Annotated in this window: 8 protein-coding genes, 1 tRNA gene and 1 pseudogene; 4 read left to right on the top strand and 6 right to left on the bottom strand. The window is 69.3% G+C overall.

Annotated features, from left to right (window positions below; genetic code table 11):
• A partial coding sequence (locus G6027_RS16995) for a phosphoribosylamine--glycine ligase N-terminal domain-containing protein (protein WP_346995786.1) occupies positions 1-264 on the bottom strand: 264 nt, incomplete at its 3' end.
• Positions 265-351: 87 nt separating this feature from the next.
• Positions 352-1,056 carry a TetR/AcrR family transcriptional regulator gene (locus tag G6027_RS16990; protein ID WP_182638160.1) on the bottom strand — a complete coding sequence of 235 codons (705 nt, stop codon included), beginning with the start codon at positions 1,054-1,056 and terminating at the stop codon, positions 352-354.
• Positions 1,057-1,183: 127 nt separating this feature from the next.
• On the opposite strand from G6027_RS16990, the gene G6027_RS16985 reads away from it, so the two are divergent.
• Positions 1,184-1,612 (top strand): HIT family protein, encoded by a 429-nt coding sequence (locus tag G6027_RS16985; RefSeq protein ID WP_182638159.1) that lies wholly within the window; start codon positions 1,184-1,186, stop codon positions 1,610-1,612.
• Between the two features lie 53 nt (positions 1,613-1,665).
• Here G6027_RS16985 and G6027_RS16980 read toward each other — a convergent pair whose 3' ends face one another.
• The 3 genes from G6027_RS16980 to G6027_RS16970 form a co-directional block, all read right to left on the bottom strand.
• Positions 1,666-2,073 carry a nuclear transport factor 2 family protein gene (locus tag G6027_RS16980; protein ID WP_346995785.1) on the bottom strand — a complete coding sequence of 136 codons (408 nt, stop codon included), beginning with the start codon at positions 2,071-2,073 and terminating at the stop codon, positions 1,666-1,668.
• Positions 2,074-2,076: 3 nt separating this feature from the next.
• On the bottom strand, positions 2,077-2,484 hold the full coding sequence (locus G6027_RS16975) for a nuclear transport factor 2 family protein (protein ID WP_346995784.1): 408 nt from the start codon (positions 2,482-2,484) through the stop codon (positions 2,077-2,079).
• An 82-nt stretch (positions 2,485-2,566) separates the two neighbouring features.
• Positions 2,567-2,639: transfer RNA gene (locus G6027_RS16970), tRNA-Thr, on the bottom strand.
• Between the two features lie 90 nt (positions 2,640-2,729).
• Between G6027_RS16970 and G6027_RS16965 the strand changes: the two genes are divergently transcribed.
• The 3 genes from G6027_RS16965 to G6027_RS16955 all read left to right on the top strand — a co-directional run bounded on the left by G6027_RS16965 (position 2,730) and on the right by G6027_RS16955 (position 5,850).
• Positions 2,730-4,112, top strand: a complete 1,383-nt coding sequence (locus tag G6027_RS16965) for a threonine/serine exporter family protein (protein ID WP_107748800.1) — start codon at positions 2,730-2,732, stop codon at positions 4,110-4,112.
• Between the two features lie 69 nt (positions 4,113-4,181).
• Positions 4,182-4,370 carry a hypothetical protein gene (locus G6027_RS16960; protein ID WP_182638157.1) on the top strand — a complete coding sequence of 63 codons (189 nt, stop codon included), beginning with the start codon at positions 4,182-4,184 and terminating at the stop codon, positions 4,368-4,370.
• A gap of 34 nt (positions 4,371-4,404) precedes the next feature.
• Positions 4,405-5,850, top strand: coding sequence for a trehalose-6-phosphate synthase (locus G6027_RS16955; RefSeq protein ID WP_182638161.1), 1,446 nt, complete (start codon positions 4,405-4,407; stop codon positions 5,848-5,850).
• A 33-nt stretch (positions 5,851-5,883) separates the two neighbouring features.
• Here G6027_RS16955 and G6027_RS16950 read toward each other — a convergent pair.
• Positions 5,884-6,132, bottom strand: a pseudogene (locus G6027_RS16950) (hypothetical protein); the annotation flags it as partial.

The following is a 6,132-nucleotide window of genomic DNA, read 5'->3' as shown; positions in this document are numbered from 1 at the left end:
CACCGGGACACCGGCCGCGCGGAGGGCGTCGCCCACACCCGCCACCAGGGGCACCTCCGGGCCGATGACGACCAGGTCCACCTCGAGCCGGCGAGCCAGCGAGGTGACCGCCGCGGGATCCGTCACCGCCGTGTCGTGACACGTGGCCTGCACCATGCCGGGGTTGCCCGGCGCGGCGTGGAGCTCCGTCACCGCGGGATCCGCGGCGAGGGCGACGAGGAGGGCGTGCTCACGGGCACCGGAACCGATCACGAGAATTCGCACAGCGACCACAGTAGTCGCGCCCCCCGGCCGACGTGACCCGGCGCGGCCGGTCGGGGCGACGTCGGGTGGGCCTCAGCCGGGTGGACCTCAGTCGGGAAGCTCGGTCGCGATGCCGTCCGGCAACGTGGCCTCATCGCGGAGGCGCAGCCCCTCCGGGGTGAGCATGTCCGTCATACAGAGGTCGAGCGTGCGCGCCGTCGCGTGGTCCGCCTCCGGCGTCCCCATCGACTTGAGGCCGAACATCGCGTGCGAACAGAGGCCGTCGACCCCTGCCCACAAGACCCGCTGGTCCCTGATCCGGGTCCCCGGACGGAACGTCCCCGCCGCGATCCCGCGCTCGACGATCTTCTGCATGAAGTCGGTGACATCCGACGCCGCGAACGCGACAGTCGGCGACTCCCCCAGAGTCTCGATCATCATCCGCGCCCAGGCGGGCTCCGCGACCGTGAACTCCACGATCGCGATCCCCGCGTTCCGGAGGTCCATGTAGGCCGCGAGACCCGGGGCCGACTCGGCGCCGGCGACTCCGGGCATGTTCACGCGTTCGCCCATCGCGGCGAACCCGCGGGCCGAGACCTCCTCGACCAGTTGCTGCCGGTTGGTGAAATGTCGGTAGGCGGCGGTGGCCGACACCCCGATGACCGGCGCGATCTCCCGCAGCACGATCGCCTTCTCCCCCGAGGACCTCGCCCGAGTGGTGGCCTCGTGGATGATCGCGTTCCGCAAGTCACCGTGATGGTAGGCCTTCTTCTTGACGGTATCGTCTGCCGTCGGTGCCGTTGCCTCGATCATCTGCCGTCCCTCCGCCATCCTCTAAGGACCGTTCGCCGCTCGTTGTCCGGGTGGCGTACCCCTCATTACACCACGAGCCACCGCGCATCAGCGGCAACCGGACGCCTCGGGTACGTAGGCTGGGAGCATGTCGACCGTATTCAGCAAGATCATCTCCGGTGAGCTTCCGGGAAGGTTCGTCTGGGAGGACCCCGAGGTGGTCGCCTTCCTCACGATCGCGCCCGTCGCGGCCGGCCACACCCTCATCGTCCCGCGCGAGGAGGTCGACCGCTGGACCGACCTGGAGCCCGGTCTGCTGATGCGGCTCAACGAGGTCGCCCAGGCGGTCGGCAAGGCCGTCGTCGAGGGTTTCGGGGCATCACGGGCCGGATACCTCATCGCGGGGTTCGAGGTGCCGCACACCCACATCCACGTCTTTCCCGCCGACGACATGTCCGGCTTCGACCTGTCCCGGGCGGACCCCGACGCCCCGGCGGAGGAGTCGGACGCGGCGGCGGCGACGATCCGTCGCGCTCTGCGGGAACTCGGCCACGACGAGTTCGTGCCCGCGGACTGACCGGCCCACCCCGACTCACCACCCCGGTGGACGGGTCGGGGCGGGTTTCCGGCTCAGTGCCCGAGCGCGCGCGCCACCTCGCTCATGTCCAGGTAGTCACTCCATTCCCGCACCAGGCCGTCGCGCAACGTAAAGAACGCGCCCGCGCTGAGCTCGACGGCCTGCCCGTTGATGGTGAGGAACATGGTCCTGCTCATCGCGACGGTGTCACCCGAGGCCATGACCCGGTGAATCTCGACACGCACGTTGGTGGCGACCTCTCGGTTGAACTCCATCAGGTGCGCCACTCCCTCTCGGCCGCGCGCCTCATGAGACCCCTCGATCCGCAACACGATGTCGGGGGCGCACAGAGCGGTCGTCGTGGTCACATCCCCACGGAACCTGGCCTCGACGAGTGCCCTGACCACCGCGGCGGCGTCGACGCCATGGTCCTCCCGGTCCATCGGACCGCCCCCGTTCACCGTCTACTCCGCGATCGCGTTCAGCGTGCGCAGGTCCTTGTAGTCCTCCCAGCGCGTGACCACGCCGTCCTCGACATCAACGAAGGCCAGTGCCGGGATCTCCACGCCGCCCTCGGGCAGGGTGTAGGTCTCGAGTCGTCGGAGGGCGACGGTCCCCGCTTGCGCCACCACCGACTGGACGGTCACTTCGAGGAACCCGGACATACGCGCGACATCCTCGATGATGTCACGCACTCCGTCGTGCCCCTCGTAGAGACGGAGGTGGCCGCCGTTCGTGTACACGATCGACGGAGAGGAGAGGGCCAGCGCGGCGCGCTCGTCACACGCGGTGACGGCACGCATCCACGCCTCGGCGACCCGTCGTGTGGACTCCGCGTCCTCGACTCCGGAAGCCTCGCCTTCGCTGAACACCTGCCACATCTTACCCAGAAATCTGAGAGAACTAGACGTGTACCAACCCCCCGTGTGGCGCATACGCCGAGCGGCGGGTGAGAGCTGGAGACGAGACTTGAACTCGCAACCGCCCGATTACAAGTCGGGTGCGCTACCAATTGCGCCACTCCAGCGGGGCTCCGGCACGGCCGGGGTCCGGCTCACATCCTAACCGGATCCTGGGCCGCGCTCTCGACCGCCGCGGTCTTGACTACGGTGTCCACGTGGAGATCCGCGACGCACCTGCACCGTTCACCCGCCCCCTGGCGTGGCTGGGTCTGCGCAAGTCCACGATGGACCTGGCGGTGGAGCCGCCCCTGTCCCCGATGGCACCGGTCGACCTGGACGACGACGGCGCCGTCACCGACGTGCTCAACCTCGCCCTCGAGATCGCCGGCATCCTCCTCTCTTCCGGAGAGGGCGCGGCGGACACCGTCGCCCAGGGGGAATCGGTCGCGGCGGCGTTCGGCCTGCCGGGCGCCACCGTCGAGGTCACCTTCACCTCGTTGACCATCGGCGTGAACCGCCGACGTGGCCGCCCACCCATCTCCGTCATCCGGGTGGTCAACTACCGCACGATCGACATGACCCGGGTGACCCGTGTCGCCCGGCTCATCGACCTCATCGTGCGGCGCCAGCTGACCGTCGAGCAGGCCACGGCGGAGGTCGAGCAGATCATCGCCTCACCGCATCCCCACTCGTTCCGGGTCGCGGTCCTCGGGTGGGCGATGCTCGGCTGCGCGGTCGTCATCCAGCTGGGCGGCAGCCCGCTGGCAGGACTCCTGTCCATGGTGTCGACGTTCGCACTGATGTACGCCAACCGCTATCTGGACGGCCACCGCCTCCCGAAGTTCTTCCAGCAGATCGTCGGGGGGTTCATCGCGGCCGCCTGGGCGCTGTTGGCCTACGTGTTCCTGAGCGACAACTTCGTGGACATCCAGCCGTCCACCCTCGTCGCCGCGGGGATCATCGTGCTCCTCGCCGGTCTCACGCTCGTCGGCGCGATCGAGGACGCCATCACCGGTTTCCCCGTGACGTCGGCCGGCCGCGGCGTGGAGACGATGATCCTCACCGGAGGCGTTCTCGGCGGCATCACGATCGCCCTGGCGGTGTTCGCGCGCCTGGGCATGTCCCCACCCCCCATCGATCCGACCATCTCCGGCAACGCTCCCCTGTATCTCGCCGTCTTCGCGGCGGGGGTCGGGGCCGCCGGTTTCGCGGTGGCCAGTTACGCGACCGTGCGTGCGACGTGGCTCGCCGCGGCCGTCGGGGCGATCGGGATGGTCATCTTCCAGGTCGTCACGACGACCGGCTTGGGCGTGGTGGTGGGTTCCGCCCTCGCGGCCTGTGCGATGGGGTTGTTCGGCGGCATCCTCGCCCGTATCGCGACCGTCCCGCCACTGATCGTGACCATCGCGGGGATCACGCCTCTCCTGCCCGGACTGTCCGTCTACCGGGGGCTGTCGGCCCTCACCAGTGATCAGACCGGTATCGGTGTGGGACTGATGTTCCAGGCACTGGCGATCGCGGTGGCCCTGGCCGCCGGCATCGTCTTCGGCGAATGGGTCACGCGTAATCTGCGCAGGTCCGCCGCCGCCGACCAGTGACGTAAGATGACCTCGGACGATGTCGCCCACCCGGGCCCGTCGTCCCATACCGACCACGGGAGGACACACATGGCAACCGCCGCAGCGGCCAGCAAGGAGCCCGAGCTCGACGTCGACCTCGAGCCCGTCGCCGACGAGACCGCGTACCAGGCCCAGAGGATCGTGGCCTCATACGCCGCAGACGCCGACGAGTGCCTGATGCTCCTCGAGATGCTCGGGATCGGTCCCGAGAAAATCGACCCGGCTGACGCCGACTAGCCGCATCACAACGATCACGGAGGGGGCGGGGATGATGCGCGCGACCGAGCAGACGCCGCCGGACGCCGGTGCTGACTTCGTCGTCGTCGCCAATCGGCTGCCCGTCGACCTCGTCCGCGAGAAGGACGGCCACGAACACTGGAAGGCCAGCCCCGGCGGGCTCGTGACGGCCCTCGAATCCATCCTCAAGGCCAACCACGGCGCCTGGGTGGGCTGGCCCGGCGTGGCAGACGCCGCGCCCGATCCGTTCGACGCCGACGGCATCCGGCTGCACTCGGTCACGCTCTCGGCCGAGGACGTCGGGCTCTACTACGAGGGGTTCTCCAACGGCACCCTGTGGCCGCTTTTCCACGACGTGGTGGTCCCCCCCGAGTACCACCGCGAGTGGTGGAACGCCTACGTCGCGATCAACCGGCGGTTCGCCGAGGCCACCGCCGCCGCCGCCGCCACCGACGCCACGGTCTGGGTGCAGGACTACCAACTCCTGCTGGTCCCCCGTCTCCTGCGCGAGATGCGACCCGACCTGACCATCGGGTTCTTCCTCCACATCCCGTTCCCCCCCGTCGAGTTGTTCATGCAGCTGCCGTGGCGCTCGGAGATCGTCGAGGGGATGCTCGGGGCCGACCTGGTGGGCTTCCACCTGCCCGGGGGCGCTGACAACTTCCGGATCCTCGCCCACCGGCTCGGCGGCCACCCCTCGGTGCGGTTGCGCTCCACCCGGGGGCGGGCGTCCGAGATCCGGGTGGACGACCGGAGGGTCCGGGTGGGAGCGTTCCCCATCTCGATCGACTCGGCTTCCATCGACGCGGCCGCCCGCGACCGCGGCACCCGCGCCCGCGCGGAACGCCTGCGCACCGAACTCGGCTCCCCCGAGATCCTGCTTCTGGGTGTCGACCGCCTCGACTACACCAAGGGGATCGACGTCCGGCTCCGCGCCCTGGAGGAGTTGTTCGAGGAGGGGCGGCTCGAGACCGCCGACGTCACCCTGCTCCAGCTCGCCACCCCGAGCCGCGAGAGGGTCGAGCAGTACCAGATCATGCGCTCGCGGATCGAGGAGTCCGTGGGACGGATCAACGGTAGTTTCGGCGAGATCGGGCACCCCGTGGTGACTTACATCCACCGCCCCGTCCCCAAGTCCGAACTCACGGCCTTCTACGTGGCCGCCGACGTCATGCTTGTCACTCCCGTGCGCGACGGGATGAACCTTGTGGCCAAGGAGTATGTGGCATCCTGCACCGACGGCGAGGGCTCTCTCGTGTTGAGCGAGTTCGCCGGCGCCGCCGCCGAACTCCGGCAGGCGTACCTGTGCAATCCGCATGACCTGGAGGGGGTCAAGGACGCCATCATGGCGGCCGTCACCGAGGCGGAGGACGACCGTCGTCGACGGATGCGGGCGCTGCGCCGTCAGGTGCTGGGCAACGACGTCCACGCGTGGGCACGACGGTTCTTCGAGACGTTGGACGCCACCTCCGACGAGTGAGTCGACGGTTCCGGGCCCCCGGCCCGGCCGTCTTTAGAGTGCTTCCAGCTCCCCGAGCCTCCACGTGTCGTCGACCCGCACCATCGACACGGTGAGCCGGGAAGCCGAGCTCGCCGCCTCGGGCGCGTCCTTCGTCGACACCATCCGGTTGAGCATGAGCAGAACCGTGACGTTATCGGCGTCCACGACCTCCTGCGGCGCGGCGGCAGCCACCGTCGCGTAGACGCTGGCCTCCTGCTGTTTGGCAGCGGAGGCGACGGTGGGCATGGATTGCTCCACGAA

Source organism: Dietzia sp. SLG310A2-38A2, assembly GCF_014145095.1.
Taxonomy (GTDB): Bacteria; Actinomycetota; Actinomycetes; order Mycobacteriales; family Mycobacteriaceae; genus Dietzia.
The sequence above is the reverse complement of the archived record's forward strand: the minus strand, read 5'-3'. Positions and strand labels throughout refer to the sequence as shown.

Bases quoted from the DNA above. Each gene is read 5' to 3' on its own strand.
- G6027_RS16955 (WP_182638161.1), top strand. From the start codon at position 4,405: ATGCGCGCGACCGAGCAGACGCCGCCGGACGCCGGTGCTGACTTCGTC.
- G6027_RS16985 (WP_182638159.1), top strand. From the start codon at position 1,184: ATGTCGACCGTATTCAGCAAGATCATCTCCGGTGAGCTTCCGGGAAGG.
- G6027_RS16990 (WP_182638160.1), bottom strand. From the start codon at position 1,056: ATGATCGAGGCAACGGCACCGACGGCAGACGATACCGTCAAGAAGAAG.
- G6027_RS16960 (WP_182638157.1), top strand. From the start codon at position 4,182: ATGGCAACCGCCGCAGCGGCCAGCAAGGAGCCCGAGCTCGACGTCGAC.